Consider the following 26,892-nt stretch of genomic DNA (forward strand, 5'->3'; position numbering starts at 1 on the left):
ATGACGGTGTGGATGCAATCGCGCCACAACCCCCTGCCTTGCCGTGACGACAAAGTGGCTAGCAGCCTGCTCTCACGCGTTCCCGCGATCCTCGCGAAACAGATCCAGCTTCTGCTGCACCGGCCGATCCGAGAAGCTGAACAGGACGGCGTCCTCATCCGCCTCGTGCGTCACCCAATGCCAGCTGGGCACCACGAACAGATCGCGCGGGCCCCATTCAAACACGGCATCGCCGATGCGGCTGCGACCCTTGCCTTCGATCGGGCAGAACACGGTGGCATCGGTCGAACGATAGCGCGCGGTCTCAAAGCCCTTTGGCAGCAGCTGGATGAAGGTGCCAATGGTCGGCATGGCGAAATCGCCGGTCTCGGGATTGCTGAACTTCAGCTTCAAGCCGTGGCAGGCGTCCCACTCCTGGCTCGTCCTGGCCTTCTCCAGCGCTTCGCGGGTATAGGCGTAGGGATAGCTGAAGATCGGCGAGGTCTTCGAGCTCCGCTTCACATCGACCGGCAGCAGATTGTGACCGTAGCGGGCAAAACTGTCGCCCGCAGGCTTGGTGATCTTCTGCTGGTCCTCTTTCGAGCCTTCCGCGAAGGAGCAGTCGAAGAACTGCACCAGCGGGATGTCGAGACCATCGAGCCAGAACATCGGCTCATCGGTCTCGTTGGAGTGGTCGTGCCAGGTCATCGATGGCGTGATGATGAAGTCGCCGGGCTCCATGGCGGTGCGCTCGCCGTCCACCGCAGTATGGGCGCCCTTGCCTTCGAGTACGAAACGCAGCGCCGACTGGCTGTGCCGGTGCGCGGGCGCGACGTCGCCAGGCACCACCATCTGCACGCCGGCATAGAGCGAGGTGGTGATCTTGGACTGTCCGCGCAGGCCAGGATTTTCCAGCACCAGCACGCGACGTTCGGCCTCCTTGGCGGTGATCAGCTTGCCGGCCTCCGTCATGTAGTCGCGGATGGTGTCGAACTTCCAGAGGTGCGGCCGGCAGGCGCTTTTCGGCTCCGGCGTGATCAGATCGCTCATCACCGTCCACAGCGCGGTGAGATTTTCGCCGTCGATCTTCTTGTAGAACGCCTCGCGTTCCGGTGTCCTGGTCACGGCTTCCATGGCGGCGCTCCCGTTCGTTTTGTTGATTGACAGTATACTGACGATCTGGGTAGCGTCAATGTGACGGACGACATAGGTCCTCGTCATTCCGGGGCGACGCGCCAGCGTCGAGCTACGGTGCGCAATTGCGCACCTGAGAATCCATAACCCCGATCGGGAGTATGGATTCCGGGCTCTCGCTTCGCGAGCCCCGGAATGACGAAAATAAATGGGAGGTCTCGATGAAGCTGCACGGCTATTTCCGCTCCAGCGCCGCCTATCGCGTGCGGATCGCGCTGAACCTGAAGGGACTTGGCGCCGAGCACCTGCCGCATCATTTGCGCAAGGGCGAGCAATGCGCCCCTAGCTATCTCGCCATCAACCCGCAAGGGTTAGTGCCGGCGCTGGAGGACGATGCGGGTGCGGTGCTGACCCAATCGGTCGCCATCATCGAATGGCTCGACGAGACCCATCCCCGGCCGCCACTGCTGCCGAAGGATCCGCTGCGGCGTGCCAAGGTGCGGGCGTTCGCGCTGGCAATCGCCTGCGACACCCATCCGGTGCAGAATCTGAAGGTGCTGGCGCGGCTGCGGGAGCTCGGCCTGCCCGAGGACAAGGTCCAGGACTGGGCCGCCTGGGTCAACCGTGAGGGCCTGTCGGCCTGCGAGACGCTGGTCAAGGACGAGACGGGCCCGTTCTGCTTTGGCGATGCGCCGACGCTCGCCGACCTCTGCCTGGTGCCGCAGCTCGCCAATGCCCGCCGCTTCGGCGTCGATGTCTCGGCCTATCCGCGGCTGCTGAAGGCGGAAGCCGCGGCGAAGGCGCTGCCGGCCTTCGCCAATGCAGCGCCGGAGAAGCAGCCCGATGCCGAGTAAGCCTGCCGCTCCGATCACGATCGACGCCGTCTATGCCGCGCCGGGCTATCTGTTCCGGCGCATGCAGCAGATCGCGGTCTCGATCTTCATGGAGGAGTGCAAGGCCTTCGACCTCACGCCGGTGCAATATGCCGCGCTGATCGCCATCCACACCCATCCCGGCATCGACGCGACGCGGTTGTCGGCGGTGATCGCCTTCGACCGCTCGACGCTCGGCAGCGTGATCGAGCGGCTGCAGGCCAAGGACTATATCGAGCGCAAGCCCGCGCCTGAGGACAAGCGGATCAAGCTGCTCTATCTGACCAAATCAGGCGCGGCGATCCTGCGCGAGATCATCCCCGCCGTCGAGCGCGCTCAGGGGCGGATGCTGGAGCCGCTGAAGCCCGGCGACCGCAAGGCGCTGATGGGATTGCTGACGCAACTCGTCGACCTCAACAACGAAGCTTCGCGCGTGCCGCTGCGAGCCGAGGACGCGCTGGAGCATCTGGGCAAGGGTGGGTGAGGGGTGAGTGGGGCGGTGCTGTTGCCTCATTCTCCACCGTCGTCCCGGACAAGCAAAGCGCAGATCCGCGACCCATACGCCGCAGCAGCAGTTTGGCGAAGATAGGCAATGACCATCTCGCGCGACCACTACTGCTGCGGCGTATGGGTCCCCGCCTTCGCGGGGACGACAGCGAGAATTTGGCGGCGCCCCCGCCTCACATCCGCAACAGCGCCTGCCGATCGATCTTCCCCGTGCCCGTCTTCGGCAATTCGTCGATGAAGATCACCTCGCGCGGATATTTGTACGGCAGCAGCTTGCCCTTCACGTAATCCTGCAGCTTCCGGGTCGCCTCACTCTGGTCTACCGCGCGGTTGTTCATCACCACCACCGCCTTCAGCGTCATGCGCCGGTCCGGCAGCTCGGCGGCGAACACCGCGCATTCGCGGATATCGGGGTGGTCGGCGAGGCACAGCTCGACCTCGAGCGGATAGACCCACTGTCCCGAGATCTTGATGAGATCGTCGGCGCGGCCGCGGAAGAAGTGAAAGCCGTCGGCATCGCGCACGAAGCGGTCGCCGGTGTAGATCCAGCCGCCCTCGCGGATGGTTTCGGCGGATTTGTCCGGCCGGTTCCAGTACAGCGGCGTGTTGGAATCGCCGCGCACCCACAGAATCCCTTCCTCGTTGTCGCCGACCTCTTGGCCGTCCTTGTCGCGCAGCGCAACCTCGTAGCCGGGGACGCGCAGGCCCGCGGCGCCGAGCTTCTTCTGCTCGGGACGGTTGGACAGATAGATGTGCAGCACCTCGGTCGACCCGAGGCCCTCGACGATCTCGAGCCCCGTGAGCGTCTTCCAGCCGTTGAAGACCTCGGCCGAAAGCACTTCGGCGGCGGAGAGCGCCATGCGCAACGACGAGAAATTCGTCTTCTCCGCGCCCTCGGCCTTGGTCAGCGAGGTATAGAGCGTCGGCAGGCCGAAGAAGACCGTCGGCTTGTACTGCGCGATGGCCGCGAAGATCGCCGCCGGCTTCGGCTGACCCGGCAGCAGCAGCGTCGCCGCGCCCGCCGAGAACGGGAAGGTGACGGAGTTGCCGAAGCCATAGGCGAAGAAGATCTTCGGCACCGAGAAGCAGATGTCGTCGGGCGTCAGCTTCAGCACATTCCGCGCAAAGGCGAGCTCGCTATAGGCCATGTCGTGCTGGAGATGCACGATGCCCTTGGGCCGGCCCGTCGAGCCCGAGGAGTACATCCAGAACGCCATCTCGTTGCGATCGGTGTCGGCTTCGGCGAGCGCCGCCGGAAATCGCGCGAGCCAGCTTGCCGCCGCGACTGCTCCCGGTGCGGCGTGCTCGCCGACCTCGCCATTGACGACGACCAGCGTCTGCAGCTTCGTGTCCTTGCACGCCTCGGCGTTGAAGCGCGCACAGAACTCCGAATCCGCCACCGCGACAGCAGCGCCGGAATCGGCGAGATAGAACTGCAGGAGGTCCGGCGGCGTCAGCGTGTTGATGAGCAGCGGCACGAAGCCGGCCCGCACCGCGCCGAAGAAGGCGGCCGGATAGACCGGGGTGTCGTCGAGGAACAGCAGCACGCGGTCGCCGCGCTTGAGGCCGAGCGAAGCAAAGCCATTGCCCCAGCGGCAGGCCTCCGTGCAGAGTTCGGCATAGGTGCGCGCGCCTGCAGGGCCAATGAGGGCGAGCTTGTCGCCGCGGCCCTGGGCCAGATTGTCGAACAGGACACGGCTCGCATTATAGGCTTGCGGAACGGCAAAGCCGATCTCGCGCGTGCCCGCGCTGTCGGCGGGCACCTGGTCGCGAATCTCGTTGCTCATGCTGTCACCTCGCCGGCCGCATCCCCGGCATCGCCTGCACCATTCTTGGCGGCCTCGTAGCGTGCCATGAAGGCCGGCGACATGTGGCGCAGGCGTGCATCGTCGATGCGTCCGGAACGGGTGATGTAGCTGTAGGCGAAATCGAGGAGATCGAGCTGCATGTGCTGGGCGAAGTGCTCGTACCAGAATGCGCTGGTGCGCGCCGCATTGATGAGCTTCTGCACCACCGGCTTGCGCTCGGCCTGGTAGCGCTGCAGCGCGGTGGTCAGATGCGCGTCCGATTCCAGCGCCTTGACCAGCGCGATCGCGTCCTCGATCGCGAGCCGCGTGCCCGAACCGATCGAGAAATGCGCCGAGTGCAGCGCGTCGCCGAGCAGCACCATGTTCTTGAACGACCAGTGCTCGTTCCAGACCCAGGGGAAATTGCGCCAGACCGACTTGTTCGACACCAGGCAATGACCGCCGAGCGTGTCGGCGAACACCTCCTCGCAGACGCCCTTGGACTGCTCGAGGTCCTTGTAGGCGAAACCATAGGCCTGCCAGGTCGCGTGGTCGCATTCGACTAGGAAGGTGCTCATGGTCGGCGAATAGCGATAGTGATGGGCGTTGAAGGCGCCGCGGTCGGTCTTCACGAAAGTCTGCGACAGTGTGTCGAAGCGTTTCGACGTGCCGTACCAGACGAACTTGTTGGAGGAATAGGACAGCGAGGTACCGAAATCGCCCTCATAGGCGCGGCGCACCAGCGAATTCAGCCCGTCCGCGGCAACGATCAGATCGTGGCCATTGAGCTGGTCGATCGCATGGACCTGTGTGTCGAAGCGCGGTGTGACGCCGGCATCGAGCGCGCGCTGCTGCAGAAACCTCAGGAGTTCGAGCCGGCCGATCGAGGAGAAACCGACGCCGTCGATGGCGACGCTGTCGCCATGCAGGTTCAGCGTGATGTTCTCCCAGCTCTCCATATGCGGCGCGATCGCATCGACCGTCTCGGGGTCGTCGGCGCGCAGGAACTCCAGGGCCTGGTCGGAGAACACAACGCCAAAGCCCCAGGTCGCGTCGGCCGGGTTCTGTTCGAACAGGTCGACTTGATCCTCGGGGTGACGCTTCTTCCAGAGATAGGCGAAGTAGAGCCCGCCGGGCCCCCCGCCAATCACGGCGATCCGCAACGTCTTCCTCCCTAATTGACAGTATACTTACTATCTAGGGGTAGACTAATGTGCTCCGACGTCCAGCGCCAGCGGAATTATCGGCAAGGCGCGGCACGCCGAAGCCCGCTTCCGGACACGCGCTCCACGCATGTCCGAAACCGTCAGGCAGGAATCATAGCCAACCCGCGCCGGATTGACCACCCGGGGTCAGACGCAGCGCTTCACGTAGACGCCGTTGACCAGCACCCTGGTACAGCGGACGACCGGAACCGGCTTGCGGACGACGACGGCCGCGTTCGGCCCGGCGCAACCGGCGCGATAGACGCCGCGGGCGCACACCACCGCATTGGCATCTTTGGCCTCGAACGTCATGGTCGCCCCGAAGGCGAGGAGGGCGGAAGCGATCAGCAGCAACGAACGCATGTCTTTCTCCCGGTCTTGGCGTGATTGAAATCGGATGTTGGCAAAAGGTTTGTCGTCGCAGCCGCGCGAAAATTCATTCGCGCGATGCTTCGTCACGATCACGCGCCTTGGCGCATGAGAGGTCCCCGCCTCAACGCACGGCGAACGGGGCGAGCACGTCCTTGCATGCCGGCGACAGCGAGGCGGCATTGTTGGAGATGCATTGGATGATGCGGCCGCCGCCGGGTGCGACGCCGGCACAGAGGGTGCGAATGTCGGCGCCGCAGGCCGACCGGACGATGAACAGTTCTTCGCGCGGCCGCAGCGGACGCAGCACGATGACAGCCGGTGCCGCAGCAGGCGCGGCCGTGGCGGCCGGCGCAGCACCTGCAGCAGGTGCGGCCGTCGCCGCACCGCCGCCCAAAGCGGCATTCACGGCCTTGGCGCAGCCCGCCGACACCTTCGCCTTGTTCTTCTCCAGACATTCGAGCGCCGGCGCGCCGCCCGGCGGCACGCCGGCGCAGACCTTGGGGTAGTCGCCGCGGCAGGCGCTCTTGATCGCGGAGACCTGCGCGCTGCTCGGCTGCTTCGGCGCTGCCGCTTTCGGGGCGGCTGCCGCGGCCGGTTTGGCCGCGGGCTCGGCGGCGGGCGCCGCTTCCGACTTTGCAGGCTCGGATTTGGCGGGTTCGGATTTGGCGGGCGCAGCTTCCGTCTTCGGCGCGGATGCCGGCTCGACGGCGCGAACCGCGGTCTGGCATCCCGGCGACAGGCTGGACATGTTCTTGGCGAGGCATTGAAACGCTTCGACGCCGCCGGGCGTCACGCTCGAGCAATGCGCCATGAAGTCCGAGCGGCATGCGGACCGGATGGCGCTCTTCTGCGCCTCGGTCGGCGCTTGCGCGAATGCGCCTGTTGCAGTTGCGAAGAGAGTTGCGGCAAGCAACGCGATGCGCGTCGAAGCATGTTTCAACGTGTTGAACATCTGAGTGAATTCCTGCCCTATCGGCAACGCCGACAATTTTCAAAAGATATGCAAGCGCAATCGTCGCGGGCAATGCCTCGCGGGCAGCATCTTTGGCCGCTTTGGCCTCTACCGCAAGTAGATATTCTTGAGCGACCGCGGCGCAACTACGTCGTAAGCTTCACCATGCGCTTGCCGCGGTTCGCGCCTGCAAGCAATCCGATCAGCGCTTTCGGCGTGTTCTCGAGGCCATCGATGATGTCCTCCTGCACCTTCAGCCTGCCGGATTTCACCCAGGCCTGGAGATCGGCGAGCGCGCGCTGGCTGTCCTTCATGTAGTCCATCACGATGAAGCCTTGCATCACGAGCCGCTTCACCACGATCAGTCCGGGCACGCCGCGCGGACCGTGCGCGGAGGGTGTGCCGTCATATTGCGAGATCGCACCGCAGCAGGCGATGCGGCCGTAATTGTTCATCTGCGGCAGGCAGGCTTCCAGAATCTCGCCGCCGACATTGTCGAAATAGACGTCGATCCCCTTCGGCGCAGCCGCGCGCAACGCCTTGAACACCGCGCCGTCCTTGTAATCGACCGCGGCATCGAAGCCGAGCTCGGAGGTCAGCCAGTGACACTTGTCGGCGCCGCCGGCGATGCCGACGACCCGGCAGCCTTTGATCTTGGCGATCTGCCCGACGATCGAGCCGACCGACCCCGCAGCCGCCGAAACCACGACCGTTTCGCCCTCCTTGGGCTTGCCGACCTCCAGCAGGCCGAAATAGGCGGTAAGGCCGGCGATGCCGAACACGCTGAGCAGATGCGTCATCGGCTCGAGCTTCGGCATTTTCGTCAGATGCTTCGCCGGCACCGCGGCGAACTCCTGCCAGCCGGTGTCGCCGAACACGATATCGCCGGGCGCAAGCCCTTCGGCCTTCGAGCTAACGACCTCGGCGATGGCGCCACCGGCCATCACGCTGTTGGCTTCGACGGCTGAACGATAGGTCGCGCCGTGCATCCAGGCCCGGTTGGCGGCGTCGAGCGAGATGTAAAGCACGCGCAGCAAGGCCTCGCCGTCCTTCGGCTCCGGCATCGCGCCCTCGACCATCTTGAAGTGCTCGGGACCGAGCTTGCCGCTGGGCTTTTCGACCAGCAGAATCTGGCGATTGATGTTGCCGCTCATGGCGTTCCCCTCTTCCTTGTTTGGCGATTATTGAAGCAGCCGCCGCAAAGAAAACGTGCAGGCCGCGTTCATTGTGCGCTGCATGAAGGCTAGATCGCGGAAGATCGTTTCACAACGGGAACATCCGGCCAACGCGGTCGCTCGCCAATCGTGTTGCGTCGTCGTCATATCTGCGACATCATGAAACAGCCGGTGTGTGGGGGTCTTTCAATGTCGAACAGGTTTACACAATACATTCTGGCCGCGATGGTGCTGGGCATCGTCATGGGGGCGGCGATCTTCAACTTCCTGCCCGACACGCGCGCCGATTGGGCCTCCTCCATCAACCTGATCGCCATGATGTTCCTGCGCCTGATCAAGATGATCATCGCGCCGTTGGTGTTCGCGACCCTGGTCGGCGGCATCGCGCATATGGGAAGCGGTTCGCGGCTCGGGCGCATCTTCGCCAAGACCATGGGCTGGTTCATCAGCGCCTCCTTCGTGTCGCTGCTGCTCGGCCTCGTCATGGTCAATCTGCTCCAGCCCGGCGCGAACTTCCCGGGCACGCTGCCGCAGGCGGGGCAATCGACCGGCTTGCCGGTCTCGGCCTTCTCGATCGAGAAATTCCTGACCCATCTGATTCCGACCTCGATCGCGGATGCGATGGCGCAGAACGAGATCCTCCAGATCGTGATCTTCGCGGTGTTCTTCTCGGTGGCAATGGGCTCGATGCCCGAGCGCTCCAAGCCGATCCTGGCGATGATCGACGACGTCGCCCACATCATGCTCAAGGTGACGAGCTATGTGATGCTGTTCGCGCCGCTCGCGGTGTGGGCCGCCATCACAGCCACCGTCGCCAAGAACGGCCTCGGTGTGCTGTGGAAGCTCGTCGTCTTCATGGGCGGCTTCTATCTCGCGCTGGCGATCCTGTGGGTCATTCTGATGATCGTCGGCTTTGTCGTGATCGGGCCGCGCTACAGCCATCTCTTGAAGCTGATCCGCGAACCGCTGATGATCGCGTTCTCCACCGCGAGCTCGGAGGCGGCCTACCCGAAGACGCTGGAGGGGCTGACCAAGTTCGGCGCCTCGTCGCGGATTTCGAGCTTCGTGCTGCCGCTCGGCTATTCCTTCAATCTCGACGGCACGATGATGTATTGCACCTTTGCCAGCATCTTCATCGCGCAGACCTACCACATCGAGATGTCGCTCGCGACGCAACTGGCGATGCTCGCGACCTTGATGATCACCTCGAAGGGCGTCGCCGGCGTGCCGCGCGCCTCCCTCGTCGTGATCGCCTCGACGCTGTCGCAGTTCGGTATCCCCGAGGCGGGCCTCCTGATGATCATGGGCATCGACACCTTCCTCGACATGGGGCGCAGCGCCACCAACGTGATCGGCAACTCGCTTGCGACCGCCGTGGTCGCGAAGTGGGAAGGCGAGCTCGGGCCGGAGCACGAGCTCGGACCGGGCGAGGTGGCGACGCCGGACATGGTGCCTGGCGAATTGCCTGCGATGGCCGGCCATTGACGGAGGTGCACCATGCGCCGCTCATTGGCGATATCGGGCTTGTTGCTCGCAGCTTGCCTGCTGGCAACCGGCGCCTCAGCGCAGACCGGCGGCAGCGAAGGGCTTAGCCCGACGCTGTCGGCCATCAAGAAGGCGCACACCGTGCGGCTCGGCTATCGCGAAAGCTCGCCGCCGTTCTCCTTCCTTGACCAGTCGGGTCGTCCGATCGGCTATAGCCTCGAACTGTGCGAGGCCATCGTCGAGGAGATCGGCGTCGAGGTCGACGATCCCAATTTGAAGATCGACTACGTCAAGGTCACCTCGGATGACCGCATCGATGCCGTGCTCCAGAACAAGATCGACCTGGAATGCGGCTCGACCACCGCCAATGCCGAGCGCGCCAAACGCGTCGCCTTCTCGCCGCTGATGTTCGTTGCCGGCACCAAGCTGATGGTGCCGAAGGCGTCGAATGTCCAATCGCTGACCGATCTGAAGGGCAAGACCGTGGTGGTGACGAAAGGCACCACCAACGAGCAGGCGGTCCAGGCGGCCGACAAGAAGTTCTCGCTCGGCCTCAACATCCTCACCTCGCCGGATCACGAGCAGTCGTATCAGATGCTGGTCGACGGCAAGGCCGATGCGTTCGCGACCGACGACATCCTGCTGTTCGGCCTGATCGCGCGCCACAAGGCGCAGGACAAGTTCCGCGTCACCGGCGACTATCTGTCCTATGATCCCTACGGCATCATGTTCAAGAAGGGTGAGCCGCAGCTCTCCGCCGTGGTCGAGCGCGCCTTCCGCAAGCTCGGCTCCAACCGCGATCTCGTCCCGCTCTACAACAAATGGTTCACCGCACGGCTGCCCACGGGCGAACGGCTCAACGTGCCGATCTCGCTGCAGCTGGAGGAAGCCTTCAAGGCCATGGACGATTCCGCCAGCGCGAATAATTAGGCGGCTTGTATTGCGATGATCGCGCCGCGATCTCGCTGCACCCTTTCCCCCTGTGGGAGAGGGTGGCTTCGCGATAGCGAAGCCGGGTGAGGGGTGTCTATCCCCACGAGCGGCGTTGCGAGTGGCGAGAACCCGTCATCCGGCGCTTCGCGCCACCTTCTCCCACAAGGGGAGAAGGGACGCAGGCGCTCAGCTTGAAAACACCCGGTCCAGGGCCGCGTCATATGTCGCCTGCACCAGCTCCGGATGCAGCTTGGCCAACGCTTCCATCATCACGCCGGAATTGATCTCGAGCACGCGCCAGGAGCCATCGACACGGACGAGGTCGATCGAAGCAAAGACAATGCCGATGGCGCGCGCGGCATCGATCGCGAGCTTCGCGCAAGCCGTTCGGACCTCGCCGTCGTCCAGCAGCATCGGCGTTGCGCCGGCATCGAGATTGTGCCGCCAGTCCGAGCCACGCTGCTTGCTGTAGACGACGAGGGGCACGTCATCGAGCAGCACCACGCGGACCTCCTCCTCGATCGCGACATAGGGTGAGATCACGAGCCCCGTGCTCATCGAAAAGACCTCGCTGGCCGCGTGGTCGAGCTCCGCCTCCGTCGTCACCTTGAACACCGAGCGCCCCGATGTCCCCTCGTTCGGCTTCACCACGATGCCTTGCGGATTCTGCGCGAGCAGCGCCATCATGGTCTCGCGCCAATGCGGGCCGGTGACGTGCACGCCCAGCCTTGGATTGAGGAAGAGCTGATGAGGAATGCAGGCCACGCCTTGAAGCGTCAGCGCCTCGGCGGTCGCAGATTTGTCGTTGGCGAGGCGGTGCGCGATGGCGCTGTTGAGGCCGATGTCGTAGCCGAAGGCGAAGCGGCGCGTCTCACCCCGGTGCATCGCGATCAGCCAGCCGCCGGCGCGGCCGTCGACCGCAATATCGTGGCGGGCGCAATAGCGCCTGATTGCCTGGACGAAGATCCGCTCGCTGTCAGCCATGTGTTCAGCTGCTTGTTTCAGTCCTTCCTGTCGCCAAAAGCCGCAAAAATGCGGGAATCAGCGCCATGCCGGGGTGAAGTCAGAGCTATTCTTAATGAAATTCTCGCGAGCGCGACGGAAATTAAGTGCTGCATTCAGGGCCAGGAGGGAAAAGAAATTGCCCTTCATGCGCGCCCGGCAGCAGATTCATTAATGATGTGGCCATTTCCGCTGCAAATGCCGGTTTGATCGGCATCAATTGCATCCGAAACGAGGTTGATTATTGGTCTCAATGGCGTAGATCACACACGCGAATCCTCCGCCATGGCAAATGGTGACCGCCCCGCTTTCAGGGCCGGGCAACGCTTTTGCCCGAAAACCGCAATATTCGGAATATCGAAAATCATGAGCGCGTTTTACCGAGAGAAGGTTCTTTCCGTCCACCACTGGACCGACACGCTGTTCAGCTTCCGCGCCACGCGCGATACCGGCTTCCGGTTCCAGAATGGCCAGTTCGCCATGATCGGCCTCGAAATCGACGGCCGTCCGCTGCTGCGCGCCTACAGCATGGCGAGCGCCAACCACGAGGAAGAGCTCGAGTTCTTCTCGATCAAGGTGCAGGACGGTCCGCTCACCTCGCGCCTGCAGAAGATCAAGGAAGGCGACACCATCCTGGTCGGCCGCAAGGCGACCGGCACGCTGATCACCGACAATCTGCTTCCCGGCAAGCGGCTGATGCTGCTCTCGACCGGCACCGGCCTTGCGCCCTTCGCCAGCCTGATCAAGGATCCCGACGTCTACGAGCAGTTCGAGTCCATCGTGCTGGTGCATGGCTGCCGCCAGGTCTCCGAGCTCGCCTATGGCGAGAAGCTGGTTGCGACCCTGCGCGAGGACGAGCTGTTCGGCGAGTTGCTCGCGGACAAGCTCATCTACTATCCGACCGTGACCCGCGAGCCGTTCAAGAACCGCGGACGCATCACCGACCTCATCAACTCCGAGCAGATCTTCAACGACATCGGCCAAGGCCCGCTCGACATCGCGACCGACCGCATCATGATGTGCGGCAGTCCGGCGATGCTCGAGGAGCTCAAGGTGATGTTCGAGAGCCGCGACTTCATCGAAGGCAGCGGCAACAAGCCCGGTCATTTCGTGATCGAGAAGGCCTTCGTCGAGCGCTAAGCGCTGCGGCTTGTTGTTTCGGTGTCGTCCTGGCGAAGGCCGGGACCCATGCCCACGGAGTCAAGTTTGGCGAAGATTGGTCGTTGTCAGTCTTCGCCAACCCCTGTTAAGGGGTGCTGGCTCTCGCCAGGACGACGACGGTGGCTGAGGCGTCTGGCCCGCTAGCTGCTCCTCCTTCCAACCTCTCTGCTGCACTGCAAAAAGCCCTAATCTCTCGGCGGATTGATCTGCCGCGGCGGATTTCGCTAGCCTGAAACAAGGACCGCGTCATATCCGTATGACAGGCGCGGGCGTATCGTACCGCCTCATGCCGGCGAGAGGATGGGATCGTGGCCGACAATCAAAAGCAGGAATCGCCGAAACGTCTGGCGCTGGCGGAGGAGGGGGTCATGGAAACCCTGCTGCTTCCATTCTCCCCACGCTTCATCGTGCTGACGATCTGCGCGGTCGTCACCGCGCTCCTGATCGGCATCGGCATCGCCGACCACAAGATCTTCGACATCCTGTTGATCCCGACCCTGATCTTCGGCGCCCTGACGCTGCTCGGCGTCCGCGATCTGCTTCAGAAGGGCCACGCGGTCCTGCGCAACTACCCGATCTCGGCCCATATGCGCTTCCTGCTCGAAGAGATACGCCCGGAGATGCGGCAGTATTTCTTCGAGAGCGAGAAGGACGGCATGCCGTTCTCACGCGACACCCGTTCGCTGGTCTATCAGCGCGCCAAGATGCAGCTCGACAAGCGTCCGTTCGGTACCCAGGAGGACGTCTATCACGAGGGCTATGAGTGGATGCATCACTCGGTCTCGCCGAAGGCGCATGCCGAGGAGAAATTCCGCATCACCGTCGGCGGCCCCGACTGCAAGAAGCCCTATTCGGCCTCGGTGTTCAACATCTCCGCGATGAGCTTTGGCGCGCTCAGCCCGAACGCGGTGCGGGCGCTGAATGCCGGCGCGAAGAAGGGCGGCTTCGCTCACGACACCGGCGAGGGCGGCTTCAGCCCCTATCACGCAGAGATGGGCGGCGACATCATCTGGGAGATCGGCTCCGGCTATTTCGGCTGCCGCCATCTCGACGGCTCCTTCGACCCCGAAGCGTTCGCGCGCGTCGCCGGCCAGGACCAGATCAAGATGGTCGAGCTCAAGATCAGCCAGGGTGCCAAGCCCGGCCATGGCGGCGTGCTGCCGGCGGCGAAGGTTTCGGAGGAGATTTCAAAGATCCGTGGCGTCGCCATGGGCGAGGACTGCATCTCGCCGGCCTCGCACAGGGCGTTCTCGACGCCGGTTGGCATGATGCAATTCATCGCGGAGATGCGCCGCCTCTCCGGCGGCAAGCCGGCCGGCTTCAAGCTGTGCATCGGCCATCCCTGGGAATTCCTGGCGATCTGCAAGGCGATGCTGGAGACCGGCATCTATCCGGACTTCATCGTCGTCGACGGCAATGAAGGCGGCACTGGTGCTGCGCCGCTGGAGTTCATGGACCATCTGGGCATGCCGATGCGCGAGGGCGTCAACTTCGTCCACAACGCGCTGGTCGGCATCAATGCGCGCGACCGCATCAAGATCGGTGCCTCCGGCAAGATCGCCACCGCCTTCGACATGGCGCGGGCGATGGCGATCGGCGCCGACTGGTGCAATTCGGCGCGCGGCTTCATGTTCTCGCTCGGCTGCATCCAGTCGCTGAGCTGCCACACCGATCGCTGTCCGACCGGCGTGGCGACGCAGGACCCGACGCGGGCGCGCGCGCTCTACGTGCCGCTCAAGATCGACCGCGTGCACAATTATCATCATGCTACGCTGCACTCGCTGACCGAGCTGATCGCCGCAGCCGGCCTCGAGCATCCGCAGCAGCTGCGTCCGATCCATTTCAACCAGCGGACGTCGACGACCCAGGTGAAGTCGTTCGCACAGCTCTATCCGGCGCTGCGTCCTGGCGAGCTGCTCGACGGCACCGAGGACCCGCGGTTCGCCGACCCCTGGCGGATGGCGCGAGCCGAAACGTTCCAGCCGGCGCTGATCGCGCCGCCCGCGGCCACGTTGGGCCCGTTCGTGTAAATTCGCCGCCAACGGTGCTGGCAATTAGTACTTTGTTCAACTTTGGGTGTAAATTCGTCCTATGGACGAACGACGCAACAAAGCCAGACATCGCGTGCTGAAGGCCGGGACGATCGAGTTCGGCGGCGGCGCGATCGATTGCACCGTTCGCAATTTCTCGGACAGCGGCGCGGCGCTCGACGTCACCAGCCCGGTCGGCATCCCCGAACACTTCACCCTGTTCATCCAGGCCGACGGAACGCATTTGAGCTGCACCGTGGTGTGGCGCAAGGAAAAGCGGATCGGGGTGAAGTTCGGGTAGGGGGTGTGTGCGGTTTGGCGCAATACAGCTACTCCCTGTGGTTATGGGTCCCGGCCGTCGCCGGGACGACGAGTGGAGGTTGGTGCGCCGTTCTGCGTTCTCACACGCAGGTACCTGCCACTCACGCCGCCGCCTGCTCACCTCTCCGGCTCGCCAGGATCTTGTCGATCCGCCTGCCGTCGAGATCGACCACCTCGATGTGCCAATCGCCGAGGTCGAAGGCGTCGCCGACATTGGGCAGCACGTTGAACTGCTGCAGCACGAGGCCCGCCACCGTGTTGAAGCGATGCGGCGGCAGCTCGATGCCGAGCAGCTCGCCGAATTCGTCGACCGGCATCCAGCCGGCGACGAGCAGCGATTCGTCCGCGCGCTTGACGTAGGCCGGCTCCGGCGGCCCCTCCTCGGAATGGAACGCGCCGACGATCGATTCCAGGATGTCGGCCGCGGTGACCACGCCCTCGAAGGCGCCGTACTCGTCATAGACGAAGCCGACGTGAACCGGAGCAGCCTTCAGGATCGTGAGCACATCGCGCGCATCCGCTGATGCCGGAATGCTCGGCGCTTCGCGGACCAGCGCCCGCAGGTCGGGCGTGCGTTCGTTCATATACGCGACCAGCAGGTCCTTGGCCTGGAGCACGCCGATCGGTTTGTCGCGATCGCCGTCGGACGCCGGAAAGCGCGAATGCGGGCTCTTGGCGATGATCTGCTGAATGGCTTCCGGCGCGTCGTTCAGATCGATCTCGTCGACCTCCGTGCGCGGCGTCATGACGGCGCCGACCGGCCGGTCGCCGAGCCGCATCACGCCGGCGATCATCTCCTTCTCGCCGGGCTCGAGCACGCCGGCGCTCTCGGCCTCGCTGACGAGGTGATGGATCTCGTCTTCCGAAACCTTCTCCTCGGCCTTGCCGCCGCGGCCGAGCAGCGTGAGGATCAGCTTGCCGGAGACGTCGAGCAGGAAGACGAGCGGCAGCGATATCTTCGCAAGCAGGTGCATTGCGGGCGCGACCTTGACGGCGATGCTCTCGGGGTCGCGCAGCGCCACCTGCTTCGGCACCAGCTCGCCGACGATCAGGGTGGCGTAGGTAATAAGGGTGACGACGATGCCGACGCCGACGATGTCGGCAATGCCGGAGGACAGGCCGAGCTCGACCAGCCATTGCGTCAGCCGCTGCCCGAGCGTCGCGCCGGAGAAGGCCCCCGAAAGCACGCCGACCAGCGTGATGCCGATCTGCACCGTCGAGAGGAATTTGCCGGGATCGGCGGCCAGCGTCAGCGCCCGCTCGGCGCCGCGCACGCCCTTGGCGGCCAGCAGCGAGAGGCGGGCCGGGCGCGACGAGACCACGGCCAGCTCGGACATGGACAGGAGGCCGTTGATGACGATCAGGACGACGACGATGACGAGTTCGACGGAGAGCATTGACCTTCCGAGGTAAGTAAGTATGGCGGCGGTTGCCGACGCACGCATTGATATAGGTATTCAGCCCGGAATTGCCGGTAATTCTGTCGCATTCACCGCCGCGAAGGAACCGCGCGGCGGGTTGAGTTCCGACCTCCGCAACAACATGACCTCCGCGGAACTACGGGGACGTGCTTAACGGGCTCTTAGTGGCCCACCGCTAGGTTTTCCGCATTTGTAAATGCATTTGGGGGACCGGGGATGCGGATCGGGAAGCTTTTCGCGCTGTCGATGCTGACAGTGACGGTTTTTGCAGTCATCCTCGGCGCCGAGGTGCTGATACCCCAGACGCGCATCTTCACGAACCGTTCCGACGCGATCAAGACGGTCGACGCCTTTGGCGCGACCCTGATGGTCAGCCAGCAGATCGCCAGCCTTCGCGCGCCCTACATCTCCCCGATCTTTCAGGAAGGCGCCGCGACGCAGGCCCAGGTCGAGGCTGCCGCGAAGGCCGCCAAAGTCGCCGAGGCTTCGTTCGAGGGTGCAAGGCGAGCCATCATGGTGCTGGATGACGGCGCATCGATGGCCGACGGACTCGATCGCACCCTACGCCGGCTGAAGGAGATCATCACTTCCTCGGATCGCGCGATGAGCGTTCCTCTGGCTGCGCGCGACAGCACCGTGATCAAGGGCTTCCTGCCCGGCGTCGCCGAGGTCATCGCCAATATCGAGCCGATCATGAACCGGCTGGAGGGGAAGGTCATCAATGCCGACTCCTCGCTTGCGGCGTTGTTGAGCCTGGCGCGAACGGCGCAGGACCTGCGCGTCTCCGCCGGCAGCCGCGCCGCCACCTTGTCGCCGGCGCTGAACGCGCGAAGGCCGCTCACGACGGCGGAATTCTCGCTGATGGATCGCATGCAGGGACGTGTGGAGACCGATCGCGAACACATCGAGGCCGGCATCGACCAGCTCGGAAGCCCGCCCCGGATTGCCGCCGCGTTGAAGGCGGCGACGGACTCCTATTTCGGCAAGGCCGCGCTTGCGGTCGAGAAGGAGATGCCTGCGGCGCGAGCCGACGGCAAGTACGGCATCAGCGCCGACGAGCTTGCGAGCGTCATCGTGCCGGCGATCCAGATGTTCTATGGCGTGCGCGACGCTGCGCTGGCGGAAGCCGCGGAGCGCGCCTCGGCCTCGCGTGATAGCGCGCTGGCGATGCTGGCGCTTGCGGGCGTTGCAGTGCTGGCCCTGCTGGGCACGCTCGCCGGCGTGACCATGATGCTGCGCAGCCGCGTGGTGACGCCGCTCGGCCGGCTCGCTGACGTGATCGGGATGCTCGCCGCCGGACGGCATGACGTCGAGATTCCGGCAACGGGTCGCAATGACGAGATCGGCCAGGTGGCGGGCTCGCTCCAGCATTTCAAGGATTCGCTTGTCGCCAAGAAGGCCGCCGAGGAGGCGGCAGCCATCGAGGCCGATGCCAGGCTGAAGCGCAGCCAGCGCATGGATCAGATCGCGCGCGATTTCGAAGCCATGATCGGCGACGTCGTCAACACCGTCGCCGCGGCATCGTCGGAGCTGGAGATCTCGGCGGGAACGCTGACCAGCACCGCCGCGCAATCGGAAAAGGTCACCGCAACCGTCGCGGCCGCCTCCGAGCAGGCCTCCACCAACGTGCAGACGGTTGCGGCCGCAGCGGAGGAGATGGCCTCGTCGGTGGACGAGATCAGCCGGCAGGTCCAGGATTCCGCGCGCGTCGCCGGCGAAGCCGTGCAGCAGGCCGGGCGGACCAACGATCATGTCGGCGAGCTTGCCAAGGCCGCGGGGCGGATCGGCGACGTCGTCGAGCTGATCAGCCAGATCGCGGGCCAGACCAATCTCCTGGCGCTGAACGCCACCATCGAGGCGGCGCGGGCCGGCGAGGCCGGCCGCGGCTTCGCGGTCGTCGCCTCCGAGGTCAAGGCATTGGCCGAGCAGACCGCCAAGGCCACCGGCGAGATCAGCCAGCAGATCGCCGGAATCCAGGCCGCAACCGAGGATTCCGTCGGCGCCATCAAAGCGATCGGCGACACCATCACACGGATGTCGGAGATCGCGTCCGCGATCGCCTCGGCGGTCGAGGAGCAGGGCGCGGCGACGCGGGAAATTTCCCGCAACGTGCAGCAGGCCGCGCGCGGCACCCAGCAGGTCTCCGCCAGCATCGTCGATGTGCAGCACGGCGCGAGCCAGACCGGCTCGGCGTCCTCCAACGTCCTCGCGGCGGCCAAATCGCTGTCCGGAGAGAGCACCCGTCTCAAGACCGAGGTCGGAAAATTCCTGGACGCGATCCGCGCCGCGTAGGCCCACCTCTCCCGCTTGCGGGAGAGGTCGCGCCGAAGGCGCGGGTTAGGGCTTTCTCCGCTTGGGGATTGTCCCATTGCGGAAGCACCCTCTCCCCAACCCTCTCCCGCAAGCGGGAGAGGGAGCAAAGCTCCGTCGTTGCAGCGATCAAGGCTCACTTCATCGCGCCTGAGCCGCCGCTCAGAACTCGCCGTGCAGCCGCCCCGAAAACACCGACACCGGGCCACGATCCGCATTGTAGGCGGGGTTGACGATGAGCTGGTAGTCGGCGGTGAAGGTCAGCGCCTTGTTCAGCGCGTAGGCGTAGTAGGTTTCCAGCACGCGCTCGCGGCGGTAGTTGAGCCGGCCGTCGCCGATGAGGGGCCCGAGGCCGCCGGCGGCGATGAAGTCGCGATGGTCCTGCGAGAGGCCGTTGACGGCGCCGGCGATGGCGACGACGTCGTCGGGCCGGCCCCATTTCGTGCCCTTCACCGAGACGCCGCCGGACAGGCTGCGGTCGATGTCGGTGAAGGCCATGATCTCATTGCGGCCGTCGTTCCAGCTCCAGCGGCCGAACACGCCCACATCGTCGGTGATGGCCTGCTCGACGTTGAATGCGTAGCCGTATTTGAGACGGCCGCGGCGAGTCTGGCTGATGTCCACGCCGAACGCGGGATTGTCCAGCGTCTCGCGATAGCTGCCGGAGAAGGTGCTGTTGACGAAGCCGAGCGTGCGCAGCTTGCCGGGCTGGCCGAACAGCGAATAGCGCAGTTCGAGCTCGCCGACATATTCGCCGCGGCGGCCGATATTCATGTCGAAATTGTTCGAGTTGGAGACGGCGTCGACCAGGAAGTAGCCGCCGCGCACCGCCCACTGCTTCTGGTTCAACTCGGCGGTGGCGCCGTAGCCGAGGCCGAGCTTGTCGGCGGCGTAGTCGAAGGCGCCGGACGCCCAGATCGACCAGTTCATGAAGTCCTTGCGCGGATCATGCGCATAGGAATTGCCGTCGAACACGTCGACCACGGAGAATTTGCCGACCTGCAAGGTCAGGCGCGAGACGTCGGCTTTGCCGGCGAGTTGGAACTGGCCGCTGGCGAGCTCTTCCTGCTCGCCGCCGAAGCCGAAGGTGTGGCGCACGAACAGGCGCGAAGCGTTGAAATGCGGATAAGGAAAGCCGGACTTCTGCGCTTCGCCATTGGGGAAGCCCGCAGCGCCCGTCGTGTTGTTGAAGCCAAAGCCCTGCAGCAGTTCGGGATTGAAATAGACCTCGCCGCCGTCCCACAGCCGCGCATTCAGATAGAGCGAGTTGCTCCAGGTCTGCTGGAAATCCGGCGACGGGAGCAGGCTGTTTGGTCCGGTATAGGGCGCGTGGAACGCCGGGTAGCCTTGCCCCAGCACGGTCGACTGGCCGTGAATCTCCCAGCGGCTGGACTCGGTGTCGGTGACATCCGACTTCGGGTTGTAGGTCGGCACGCCCGGCCAGTCGATCTTGCGATTGAGGCCGATGCGCAGGCTCTGGAAATCCATCGACGACGCATATTGCGCGCCGGAGGGGAAGGTGACGTTGGCGTTATCGAACTTGCTGTAGAGATATTCCAGCCGCGCGCTCCAGTGCGGCGCGAAGGCGTATTCGACGCCGCCGCCGGCCGTCCAGCCGAACCGCGTGTGCAGCACCTTCTCCTCGGTGCCGCCGGCCGGCGTCGACAGAAAACGCTCGCCGGCGAACGCCGCGCCGCCAGTCGCGTAGAACAGCCAATTGCCGCTGGCGTAGCCGAGCCGTGCGCGCAGGCTCGCGACATAGTCCCAGCGTTCCTCCGCGCTCGACAGCGCGGTCGCTGCCGATGACACGACGTGATTGGACGGCAGATAGTTCGGAAACGAGATGTCCCCTTCGACGCCGAGCAGGAGCCCCGAATTGAGGCGCCAGTTGTAGCCCGCCTGCACGCCGCCGGTCGCGCCGGTGAACACGTGGTCGTCGGTTGCGAGCGTGGGGTCGGTCAGTGTCGCCGAGGACGTGCCGCGGGTAACGCCGACATGCGCGCCGATATAGAGGCCGGTCCAGTCATAGACGGCTTTCAGCGCCGGTGCCTTCAGCGGCAGATCGGCCGCGCGGCTGGCGGCAGGAAAAACCATCACGCCCGAGGCGATTGCCGCGGCCGTCCGCAAATAGCTGTAACGGTGACCTCTCAACGTCAAAACGAAACGCCCCCAAACGCGAATGTGTCCCGCCGCGATATCCCTGCCGATTCGCGGCGCCCCTGTCATCAGGACTTGGTTGCTCACGCCATCGGACAGACGATCTCGATTCGACGCGATTTCTTCCCAAGCTCCTGAGCTTGTTGCAAACCTTATTGCGATTAATTCGCAATAGCAACTAGTGCGCATTGCCGCAGGGGATGGTTCGCACCCTTGTGTGACGGGGCTGCAACAATTCGCAGTCCCCAAAACAGTTGACCCGCCCGGGGGGACAGCCGGGCGGGTCGGGGGCACGACACGGGGTGGATGAGGCGCCCGTGTCGGACGCAGGGTCCACGTGGAAGATCGGCCTCAGGTACTCAAATCAGTAGCAGCTACGAACGCGGCCAACGTACTGGCCGAAGGCGTTGTACTGGGCGACCCAGCCGCAGCGGTGATAGCCGTAGTAATAGGGATCGTTGCTGGCGGCGATCGCGGAGCCGACGACGGCGGCGGTGGCGATGCCGGCACCCACGCCCCAGACCCAGCCGGGCTGCTTGGCTTCGGCCGCGGTGGTGGTGGACGCGATGCTGCCGGTGACGGCGAGGGCAGCGAGAGCTGCGGCGGCAATCTTGGTCTTGATCGACATGTGAAACTCCATCCGGGTTGAGGCGGTCCGTTGTGGCCCGCGTGCCCAGTTGGACGGAGGCATGGCAAAACCGGTTCGAAAGTGCCTTGGGCACTCCCGAAACGCGGCTATTTCCAGAATAGATTCAGTTGGATACGGCCTAACCGAGAGGGCCTTTCGCGAGCCTGTTCACGTCGAAGTTATCGACTTCACCCAGCAGCTCGCAGAAGGCCCGCGCGCCCTGGTCGATGAGCTGCTCGCCCTTCTCCGCCACGGCCAGCGTCGCATTGCCGATTGCGCCGCTGAGGTTGAGATCCTGCGCCTGCCAGGCGAACGGCGCGGGGCGCTGCGTCGACAGCCAGCGATACTGCTTTTCCAACGCCACGCTGCTCGCGGGAAAATCCGCGATCGCATCTTTGCGCACCTGACCCGGATAGCGCGCCAGCATGATCGAGGTCTCGACCGCGCCGCCGTGGATGCCGTGGCGCACTTCCTCGGCCGGGAACAATTTGTCCGCGCCTGACAGCCGCGACCATGACGTCGTCACCACGAACAACCCTTGGTGCGCGCGCAGATCCTGCGCCACCAGCATCATCGCCGCGCTGTTGCCGCCATGGCTGGTGATGATGACGAGCTTTCGGAGGCCGCGCCGCGCGATGTCCTCGCCGATTCCCGTCCACCGCTTCAGCGCCGCGTCAGTCGGCAGCGTCTGCGTGCCCGGATAGTCGATATGTTCGGTGGAAATGCCGATCGGCTCAACAGGGAGAAAACTGGCCGGAACGGATGCGGGCAGGAGCTCGCGCACGCGCGCGAGATAGGCGTCCGCGATCAGCACGTCCGTCGTGAGCGGCAAATGCGGGCCGTGCTGCTCGGTCGCCGCCAGCGGCAGCACCGCGATCCAGCGCGACACCTCCGCCGGGGCAGCATCGGCCCAGTGGATATCGATCCAGTCGCGGGACGGCGTCATCAAGGTTTCTTTGCCCGAATTTGTCACGTAATTTGGGTTAAGAGGGGACGCGGGCCCGACCGGCTCGCGTCCCCAATGTCATGCGGTTTTATCGCGTTGGCTTGGTATCGGCTAGAAGCGATCGACGGAGTGCACTCATGAGCCCCTCTCATCTGCGGCGAGCGTTAACGATAGGCCTGATGGCCGCTTTCGCCTCGATCCTGCCGGCGCGCGCCGAGACGCTCGACAAGGTCGCCTTCGGCACCAACTGGGTCGCCGAGGCCGAGCATGGCGGCTTCTTCCAGGCGGTCGCCGACGGCACCTACACGAAGTACGGGCTGGACGTCACCATCGTCCCCGGCGGTCCCAACGAGAACAACCGGATGCTGCTGATCGCCGGCAAGATCGATTTCTTCATGGCCGCGAACACGCTGATGTCGTTCGATGCGGTTGCCAACGACGTCCCCGTCGTCACCATCGCCGCGGTGTTCCAGAAGGATCCGCAGGTGATGCTGACGCAGCCCGACGCCAAGGTCGCCAGGATCGAGGACCTCAAGCCGCTGACGCTGTTCGTCTCCAAGGAGGGCATGAGCAGCTATTTCCAGTGGCTGAAATCCGAATACGGCTTCAACGACAAGAACGTGCGTCCCTACAATTTCAATCCGCAGCCCTTCATCGCCAACCCCAAGAGCGCGATGCAGGGGTATGTCACGTCCGAGCCGTTCGCGGTCGAGAAGGCCGCCGGCTTCAAGCCGAACGTCATCCTTCTCGCCGATTACGGCTTCAACACCTATTCGACCCTGATCGAGACCCGCCGCGAGATCGCCGAGAAGAAGCCTGACCTGGTGCAGCGCTTCGTCGACGCCTCCATGATCGGCTGGTACAATTACATCTACCGCGACAATTCCGCCGGCAATGCCCTGATCAAGAAGCTCAATCCGGAGATGACCGACGATCTGCTCGCCTATTCCGTTGCCAAGATGAAGGAATACGGCATCGTCGATTCCGGCGACAGCCTGAAGAACGGCATCGGCGCGATGAGCGACGAGCGCTACACCTCCTTCTTCAACAAGATGGTGAAGGCGGGCGTCGTGAAGGCGGATCTCGATTTCCGCAAATCCTACACGCTGCGCTTCGTCAACAAGGGTGTCGGCGTCGAGCTGCGTCCGAACAAGCCGTAACGCGCGGTCGATGTCTGCGGCCCAAATCTCGTCCACCGTCGAGGCCAGCCTGACGGCTCTCGCCGTCAGCCTGCGCGGCGTGACGAAGACGTATGACAATGGCGTCATGGCACTGGGGCCGCTCGACCTCGCGGTGTGCAAGGGCGAGTTCATCTCGCTGCTTGGCCCGTCCGGCTGCGGCAAATCCACCGCGCTGCGGATCATCGCCGGGCTCAGCGCGCCGTCGTCAGGCACGGTGCGGGTGGCGCGACACGAGGGTGAGGTGCAGCCGGGGCACGGTATCGGCTTCGTGTTCCAGGAGCCCACCCTGATGCCCTGGACCAGCGTGCGCGAGAACGTGCGGCTGCCGCTGAAGCTCGGCGGCGTCGCGAAGGCTCAGGGGCGCGCGCGTGCCGATGAGGCGCTGGCCAGCGTCGGGCTCACCGATTTCGCCGATGCCTATCCGCGCGAGCTCTCCGGCGGCATGAAGATGCGGGTGTCGCTGGCGCGCGCGCTCGTCACCGACCCTGATATCCTCCTGATGGACGAGCCGTTCGCAGCTCTCGACGAGATCACGCGCTTCCGCCTCAACAACGATCTGCTCGCGCTGTGGCGAGCCCTGGGCAAGACCGTCATCTTCGTCACCCATTCGGTGTTCGAATCGGTCTATCTGTCACAGCGCGTCGTCGTCATGACGGCGCGGCCGGGCCGCATCCAGGCCGATCTCCGCATCGAGACGGTCGAGCCGCGCGGCGAGGAGTTTCGCACCTCCACGGCCTATTCCGATTATTGCCGCCGCGTGTCCGCCGCGCTGGCGCCGTCCTATTCGGGGCAATCGACGTTATGAGCGCGCAAAGCTCCGTCACCGCAAAGCCATCAGGCGGGCAGCATGCGATGCGCTTCGTGCTCCCCGTCGTCGTGTTCGCAGCGGGCCTCTTCGCCTGGGAGCTCGTGGTCCGCATCAAGGACATCCCGCCTTATGTGCTGCCGGCACCCTCCGTCATCGTCGTGACGCTGATCAAGGACTGGGCGGTGCTGTCACAATCGCTCGCCACCACGCTTTTGACGACCCTCGAAGGGTTCGTCGCCGCCAGCATCGGCGGCATCGCGCTGGCACTGCTGTTCAACCAGTCGAAATGGGTCGAATATTCGCTGTTCCCCTATGCCGTCGTGCTCCAGGTGACGCCGGTCATTGCGATCGCGCCGCTGCTCCTGATCTATCTGGAGCAGCAGACCGCGGTCGTGGTCTGCGCCTTCATCGTCGCCTTTTTCCCGGTGCTGTCGAACACCACGCTCGGCCTGAACTCGGTCGACCGCAATCTCGCCGGGCTGTTCCAGCTTTATGGCGCATCAAAGCCGCAAACCCTGCGTTTCCTGAAGCTGCCGGCGGCGCTGCCCCATATCCTCGGGGGATTGCGGATCGCCGGCGGCCTGTCGCTGATCGGCGCGGTCGTGGCCGAGATCGCGGCCGGAACAGCCGGCGCCGGCTCCGGGCTCGCCTACAGGATCGCCGAGTCAGGCTACCGGTTGAACATACCCCGCATGTTCGCCGCGCTGCTTTTGTTGTCGCTGGCCGGGATTGTCATCTATGGGGTGCTGGCGCTAGTTTCCCACCTCGTTTTACGGCGCTGGCATGAGAGCGCGCTTGGAAAGGAAAGCTGATGTCTACCGGTTCGATTTCGTCCGACAAGATCGACCTTCTGATCTATGGGCCGGTGCGGCCGATTCTCGAAAGCGGGTTTTCCGACCATTTCGTCGTGCACAAGGCCGAGACGCGCGGTGACCTCGAACGCCTGACGCCTGCGATCCGCGAAAAAATCCGCGGCGTGGCGGTGACCTACCACACGGTGCGCGCCGACAGGGATTCGCTGTCGCAGCTACCCAAGATCGAGATGGTGGCGAGCTTCGGCGTCGGCTACGACCACATCGACGCCAAATACGCGGCCGAGCACAACATCATCGTCACCAACACGCCGGACGTGCTGACCGAGGAAGTCGCCGACGTCGCGATGGGCCTGCTGATCTCCACCCTGCGCGAGTTCATCAAGGCCGACCGTTATGTGCGCTCCGGTCTCTGGCAGACGCAGAACTATCCGCTCAGCGTCGGCTCGCTGCGCGACCGCAAGGTCGGCATCGTCGGCATGGGCCGGATCGGCCAGGCCATCGCGCGCCGTCTCGACGCCTCGCTGGTGCCGGTGGTCTACCATTCGCGCAATCCGTCCAAGGACGTCTCCTACAAGCACTATCCCGATCTGATCGAGATGGCGAAGGCGGTGGACACCTTGATGGTGATCGTGCCCGGCGGCGCCTCGACCAACAAGATGATCAATGCCGAGGTGCTCAAGGCGCTCGGCCCACGCGGCGTGCTGATCAACGTCGCGCGCGGCTCCGTGGTGGACGAGGAGGCTTTGGTCCAGGCGCTGAAATCAGGCACCATCCTCGCCGCCGGCCTCGACGTGTTCGCGGCCGAGCCGAACGTGCCCGACGAGCTCAAGACCATGCAGAATGTCGTGCTGCTGCCGCATATCGGCTCGGCCTCGGTGGTGACGCGCAACGCCATGGACCAGCTCGTCGTCGACAATCTCAAGGCCTGGTTTGCCGGCAAGGCGCCGCTGACGCCGGTTGCGGAAACGCCGTTTAGGGGACGCTGATGAGAATTCTTCGGGTTCTCGCATTCGCCATCGCGGCATGTCTTGCCGCGATGAGCCCTGCGTTGGCGCAGGATGCGACGAGCCTGAAGAAATCGATGCCCGGGCAATGGGAGCTCTCGACCACCGAGCGCAGCAAGACCTGCGTCGTCACGCTCAAGGCCGACGCTGCGGGTCAAGGCTACAAGCTGGAGCTGGAGCCGGCCTGCAAGGCCGCGCTGCCCTTCACCAAGGACATCGTCGCCTGGAGCGTGAAGGGCCTCGACATCGTTCGCTTGCAGGACGCGACCGGTGAAGCCGTGATCGACTTCACCGAGGTCGAGGCCGGCATCTTCGAGGGCCTGCGCCAGGGCGAGGGCGTCTACATCCTGCAGGATCTCGCCGCCGCCCGCTCGATGGCCAAGTCGATGGACCAGATGATCGGCGACTGGTCGATGGTGCGCGGCAACGGCCAGCCGATCTGCGGGCTGACGCTGACCAACACGGAAGCGGGCCAGGACAATTTCCAGGTCTTCCTCAAGCCGAAATGCGATCCGGCGATCGCGCAGTTCAACCCGACGCAATGGCGGCTCGAGCGCGGCCAGATCATCCTGATGTCGAAATCAGGCGACGTCTGGCAGTTCGAGGCCGACGACAACGCGCAGTGGCGGCGCGTCCCCGATACCGCTGATCCCCTGATCATGCTGCGGCAATAATTTCTCTCGGGGATGTCGATTGAGCCGAGGCTC

24 protein-coding genes are annotated in these 26,892 nt (G+C 64.5%); 13 read left to right on the plus strand and 11 right to left on the minus strand.

Annotation, left to right across the window (positions count from 1 at the left end; genetic code table 11):
- Positions 1-72: 72 nt before the first annotated feature.
- A complete protein-coding gene (gtdA, locus tag A5906_RS40475) occupies positions 73-1,113 on the minus strand; it encodes a gentisate 1,2-dioxygenase (RefSeq protein WP_080140701.1) in 1,041 nt (346 codons plus the stop codon).
- A 221-nt stretch (positions 1,114-1,334) separates the two neighbouring features.
- Between gtdA and maiA the strand changes: the two genes are divergently transcribed.
- Positions 1,335-1,967 (plus strand): maleylacetoacetate isomerase, encoded by a 633-nt coding sequence (maiA, locus tag A5906_RS40480; RefSeq protein ID WP_080140702.1) that lies wholly within the window; start codon positions 1,335-1,337, stop codon positions 1,965-1,967.
- Entirely contained in the window at positions 1,957-2,469 is a 513-nt protein-coding gene (locus A5906_RS40485; protein WP_080140628.1) for a MarR family winged helix-turn-helix transcriptional regulator, read from the plus strand. Before maiA ends, A5906_RS40485 begins: the two co-directional genes overlap by 11 nt.
- A 196-nt stretch (positions 2,470-2,665) precedes the next feature.
- Here the strand turns inward: A5906_RS40485 and A5906_RS40490 are convergent, their stop codons facing one another.
- The 5 genes from A5906_RS40490 to A5906_RS40510 form a co-directional block, all read right to left on the minus strand.
- Positions 2,666-4,279, minus strand: a complete 1,614-nt coding sequence (locus A5906_RS40490; protein WP_080140629.1) for a benzoate-CoA ligase family protein — start codon at positions 4,277-4,279, stop codon at positions 2,666-2,668.
- Positions 4,276-5,442, minus strand: coding sequence for an FAD-dependent monooxygenase (locus A5906_RS40495; protein WP_080140630.1), 1,167 nt, complete (start codon positions 5,440-5,442; stop codon positions 4,276-4,278). The genes A5906_RS40490 and A5906_RS40495 overlap by 4 nt, the downstream gene beginning before the upstream one ends.
- Before the next feature lie 189 nt (positions 5,443-5,631).
- A complete protein-coding gene (locus tag A5906_RS40500) occupies positions 5,632-5,847 on the minus strand; it encodes a hypothetical protein (protein WP_080140703.1) in 216 nt (71 codons plus the stop codon).
- Positions 5,848-5,977: 130 nt separating this feature from the next.
- The gene (locus tag A5906_RS40505) at positions 5,978-6,808 is read right to left on the minus strand and encodes a hypothetical protein (protein ID WP_080140631.1); all 831 of its coding nucleotides are present in this window, start codon (positions 6,806-6,808) and stop codon (positions 5,978-5,980) included.
- Positions 6,809-6,954: 146 nt separating this feature from the next.
- Entirely contained in the window at positions 6,955-7,962 is a 1,008-nt protein-coding gene (locus tag A5906_RS40510; protein ID WP_080140632.1) for an NADP-dependent oxidoreductase, read from the minus strand.
- A 210-nt stretch (positions 7,963-8,172) separates the two neighbouring features.
- Here A5906_RS40510 and A5906_RS40515 point away from each other — a divergent pair, with 210 nt between their 5' ends.
- Both A5906_RS40515 and A5906_RS40520 read left to right on the plus strand, forming a co-directional pair.
- Positions 8,173-9,468, plus strand: a complete 1,296-nt coding sequence (locus A5906_RS40515) for a dicarboxylate/amino acid:cation symporter (protein WP_080140633.1) — start codon at positions 8,173-8,175, stop codon at positions 9,466-9,468.
- A 12-nt stretch (positions 9,469-9,480) separates the two neighbouring features.
- The gene (locus A5906_RS40520) at positions 9,481-10,398 is read left to right on the plus strand and encodes an amino acid ABC transporter substrate-binding protein (protein ID WP_080140634.1); all 918 of its coding nucleotides are present in this window, start codon (positions 9,481-9,483) and stop codon (positions 10,396-10,398) included.
- A 189-nt stretch (positions 10,399-10,587) separates the two neighbouring features.
- Here A5906_RS40520 and A5906_RS40525 read toward each other — a convergent pair whose 3' ends face one another.
- Positions 10,588-11,385, minus strand: a complete 798-nt coding sequence (locus A5906_RS40525) for an ATP-grasp domain-containing protein (protein ID WP_080140635.1) — start codon at positions 11,383-11,385, stop codon at positions 10,588-10,590.
- A 384-nt stretch (positions 11,386-11,769) separates the two neighbouring features.
- Here A5906_RS40525 and A5906_RS40530 point away from each other — a divergent pair, with 384 nt between their 5' ends.
- The 3 genes from A5906_RS40530 to A5906_RS40540 all read left to right on the plus strand — a co-directional run bounded on the left by A5906_RS40530 (position 11,770) and on the right by A5906_RS40540 (position 14,895).
- Complete coding sequence (locus tag A5906_RS40530; protein WP_080140636.1) at positions 11,770-12,543, plus strand: ferredoxin--NADP reductase; 774 nt, start codon at positions 11,770-11,772, stop codon at positions 12,541-12,543.
- A 389-nt stretch (positions 12,544-12,932) separates the two neighbouring features.
- Complete coding sequence (locus tag A5906_RS40535) at positions 12,933-14,594, plus strand: FMN-binding glutamate synthase family protein (protein WP_080140704.1); 1,662 nt, start codon at positions 12,933-12,935, stop codon at positions 14,592-14,594.
- 61 nt (positions 14,595-14,655) lie between these two features.
- Positions 14,656-14,895: a PilZ domain-containing protein gene (locus A5906_RS40540; RefSeq protein WP_080140637.1), complete on the plus strand. Its 240-nt coding sequence runs from the start codon at positions 14,656-14,658 to the stop codon at positions 14,893-14,895.
- 121 nt (positions 14,896-15,016) lie between these two features.
- Here A5906_RS40540 and A5906_RS40545 read toward each other — a convergent pair whose 3' ends face one another.
- Positions 15,017-16,312 carry a hemolysin family protein gene (locus tag A5906_RS40545; protein WP_080140638.1) on the minus strand — a complete coding sequence of 432 codons (1,296 nt, stop codon included), beginning with the start codon at positions 16,310-16,312 and terminating at the stop codon, positions 15,017-15,019.
- A 240-nt stretch (positions 16,313-16,552) separates the two neighbouring features.
- Between A5906_RS40545 and A5906_RS40550 the strand changes: the two genes are divergently transcribed.
- Complete coding sequence (locus A5906_RS40550) at positions 16,553-18,628, plus strand: methyl-accepting chemotaxis protein (RefSeq protein ID WP_080140639.1); 2,076 nt, start codon at positions 16,553-16,555, stop codon at positions 18,626-18,628.
- A gap of 180 nt (positions 18,629-18,808) precedes the next feature.
- On the opposite strand, the gene A5906_RS40555 is transcribed toward A5906_RS40550, so the two are convergent.
- The 3 genes from A5906_RS40555 to A5906_RS40565 all read right to left on the minus strand — a co-directional run bounded on the left by A5906_RS40555 (position 18,809) and on the right by A5906_RS40565 (position 22,377).
- The gene (locus tag A5906_RS40555; RefSeq protein WP_080140705.1) at positions 18,809-20,740 is read right to left on the minus strand and encodes a carbohydrate porin; all 1,932 of its coding nucleotides are present in this window, start codon (positions 20,738-20,740) and stop codon (positions 18,809-18,811) included.
- A 427-nt stretch (positions 20,741-21,167) separates the two neighbouring features.
- Entirely contained in the window at positions 21,168-21,431 is a 264-nt protein-coding gene (locus A5906_RS40560; protein WP_080140706.1) for a hypothetical protein, read from the minus strand.
- Between the two features lie 139 nt (positions 21,432-21,570).
- Positions 21,571-22,377, minus strand: a complete 807-nt coding sequence (locus tag A5906_RS40565) for a creatininase family protein (protein WP_080140640.1) — start codon at positions 22,375-22,377, stop codon at positions 21,571-21,573.
- A 137-nt stretch (positions 22,378-22,514) separates the two neighbouring features.
- On the opposite strand from A5906_RS40565, the gene A5906_RS40570 reads away from it, so the two are divergent.
- The 5 genes from A5906_RS40570 to A5906_RS40590 are packed head-to-tail and all read left to right on the plus strand — an operon-like array spanning position 22,515 to position 26,859.
- Positions 22,515-23,537 (plus strand): ABC transporter substrate-binding protein, encoded by a 1,023-nt coding sequence (locus tag A5906_RS40570; protein ID WP_080140641.1) that lies wholly within the window; start codon positions 22,515-22,517, stop codon positions 23,535-23,537.
- A gap of 10 nt (positions 23,538-23,547) precedes the next feature.
- Positions 23,548-24,363, plus strand: a complete 816-nt coding sequence (locus A5906_RS40575; RefSeq protein ID WP_080140642.1) for an ABC transporter ATP-binding protein — start codon at positions 23,548-23,550, stop codon at positions 24,361-24,363.
- Positions 24,360-25,178: an ABC transporter permease gene (locus A5906_RS40580; protein WP_080140643.1), complete on the plus strand. Its 819-nt coding sequence runs from the start codon at positions 24,360-24,362 to the stop codon at positions 25,176-25,178. The genes A5906_RS40575 and A5906_RS40580 overlap by 4 nt, the downstream gene beginning before the upstream one ends.
- Positions 25,178-26,167 carry a 2-hydroxyacid dehydrogenase gene (locus A5906_RS40585; protein WP_080140644.1) on the plus strand — a complete coding sequence of 330 codons (990 nt, stop codon included), beginning with the start codon at positions 25,178-25,180 and terminating at the stop codon, positions 26,165-26,167. Before A5906_RS40580 ends, A5906_RS40585 begins: the two co-directional genes overlap by 1 nt.
- On the plus strand, positions 26,167-26,859 hold the full coding sequence (locus A5906_RS40590; protein WP_080140645.1) for an AprI/Inh family metalloprotease inhibitor: 693 nt from the start codon (positions 26,167-26,169) through the stop codon (positions 26,857-26,859). The genes A5906_RS40585 and A5906_RS40590 overlap by 1 nt, the downstream gene beginning before the upstream one ends.
- The last annotated feature ends 33 nt before the right edge of the window (positions 26,860-26,892 follow it).

This window comes from Bradyrhizobium sacchari, assembly GCF_002068095.1.
Lineage (GTDB): Bacteria > Pseudomonadota > Alphaproteobacteria > Rhizobiales > Xanthobacteraceae > Bradyrhizobium > Bradyrhizobium sacchari.

What these genes read in the sequence shown, in the direction of transcription:
- A5906_RS40580 (WP_080140643.1), top strand. Translation starts at nt 24,360, where the DNA reads ATGAGCGCGCAAAGCTCCGTCACCGCAAAGCCATCAGGCGGGCAGCAT.
- A5906_RS40520 (WP_080140634.1), top strand. Translation starts at nt 9,481, where the DNA reads ATGCGCCGCTCATTGGCGATATCGGGCTTGTTGCTCGCAGCTTGCCTG.
- A5906_RS40510 (WP_080140632.1), bottom strand. Translation starts at nt 7,962, where the DNA reads ATGAGCGGCAACATCAATCGCCAGATTCTGCTGGTCGAAAAGCCCAGC.
- A5906_RS40565 (WP_080140640.1), bottom strand. Translation starts at nt 22,377, where the DNA reads ATGACGCCGTCCCGCGACTGGATCGATATCCACTGGGCCGATGCTGCC.
- A5906_RS40500 (WP_080140703.1), bottom strand. Translation starts at nt 5,847, where the DNA reads ATGCGTTCGTTGCTGCTGATCGCTTCCGCCCTCCTCGCCTTCGGGGCG.
- A5906_RS40535 (WP_080140704.1), top strand. Translation starts at nt 12,933, where the DNA reads ATGGAAACCCTGCTGCTTCCATTCTCCCCACGCTTCATCGTGCTGACG.
- A5906_RS40585 (WP_080140644.1), top strand. Translation starts at nt 25,178, where the DNA reads ATGTCTACCGGTTCGATTTCGTCCGACAAGATCGACCTTCTGATCTAT.
- A5906_RS40530 (WP_080140636.1), top strand. Translation starts at nt 11,770, where the DNA reads ATGAGCGCGTTTTACCGAGAGAAGGTTCTTTCCGTCCACCACTGGACC.
- A5906_RS40490 (WP_080140629.1), bottom strand. Translation starts at nt 4,279, where the DNA reads ATGAGCAACGAGATTCGCGACCAGGTGCCCGCCGACAGCGCGGGCACG.
- A5906_RS40525 (WP_080140635.1), bottom strand. Translation starts at nt 11,385, where the DNA reads ATGGCTGACAGCGAGCGGATCTTCGTCCAGGCAATCAGGCGCTATTGC.
- A5906_RS40540 (WP_080140637.1), top strand. Translation starts at nt 14,656, where the DNA reads ATGGACGAACGACGCAACAAAGCCAGACATCGCGTGCTGAAGGCCGGG.
- A5906_RS40570 (WP_080140641.1), top strand. Translation starts at nt 22,515, where the DNA reads ATGAGCCCCTCTCATCTGCGGCGAGCGTTAACGATAGGCCTGATGGCC.
- A5906_RS40550 (WP_080140639.1), top strand. Translation starts at nt 16,553, where the DNA reads ATGCGGATCGGGAAGCTTTTCGCGCTGTCGATGCTGACAGTGACGGTT.
- gtdA (WP_080140701.1), bottom strand. Translation starts at nt 1,113, where the DNA reads ATGGAAGCCGTGACCAGGACACCGGAACGCGAGGCGTTCTACAAGAAG.
- A5906_RS40560 (WP_080140706.1), bottom strand. Translation starts at nt 21,431, where the DNA reads ATGTCGATCAAGACCAAGATTGCCGCCGCAGCTCTCGCTGCCCTCGCC.
- A5906_RS40555 (WP_080140705.1), bottom strand. Translation starts at nt 20,740, where the DNA reads ATGGTTTTTCCTGCCGCCAGCCGCGCGGCCGATCTGCCGCTGAAGGCA.
- A5906_RS40515 (WP_080140633.1), top strand. Translation starts at nt 8,173, where the DNA reads ATGTCGAACAGGTTTACACAATACATTCTGGCCGCGATGGTGCTGGGC.
- A5906_RS40575 (WP_080140642.1), top strand. Translation starts at nt 23,548, where the DNA reads ATGTCTGCGGCCCAAATCTCGTCCACCGTCGAGGCCAGCCTGACGGCT.
- A5906_RS40590 (WP_080140645.1), top strand. Translation starts at nt 26,167, where the DNA reads ATGAGAATTCTTCGGGTTCTCGCATTCGCCATCGCGGCATGTCTTGCC.
- A5906_RS40545 (WP_080140638.1), bottom strand. Translation starts at nt 16,312, where the DNA reads ATGCTCTCCGTCGAACTCGTCATCGTCGTCGTCCTGATCGTCATCAAC.
- A5906_RS40505 (WP_080140631.1), bottom strand. Translation starts at nt 6,808, where the DNA reads ATGTTCAACACGTTGAAACATGCTTCGACGCGCATCGCGTTGCTTGCC.
- maiA (WP_080140702.1), top strand. Translation starts at nt 1,335, where the DNA reads ATGAAGCTGCACGGCTATTTCCGCTCCAGCGCCGCCTATCGCGTGCGG.
- A5906_RS40485 (WP_080140628.1), top strand. Translation starts at nt 1,957, where the DNA reads ATGCCGAGTAAGCCTGCCGCTCCGATCACGATCGACGCCGTCTATGCC.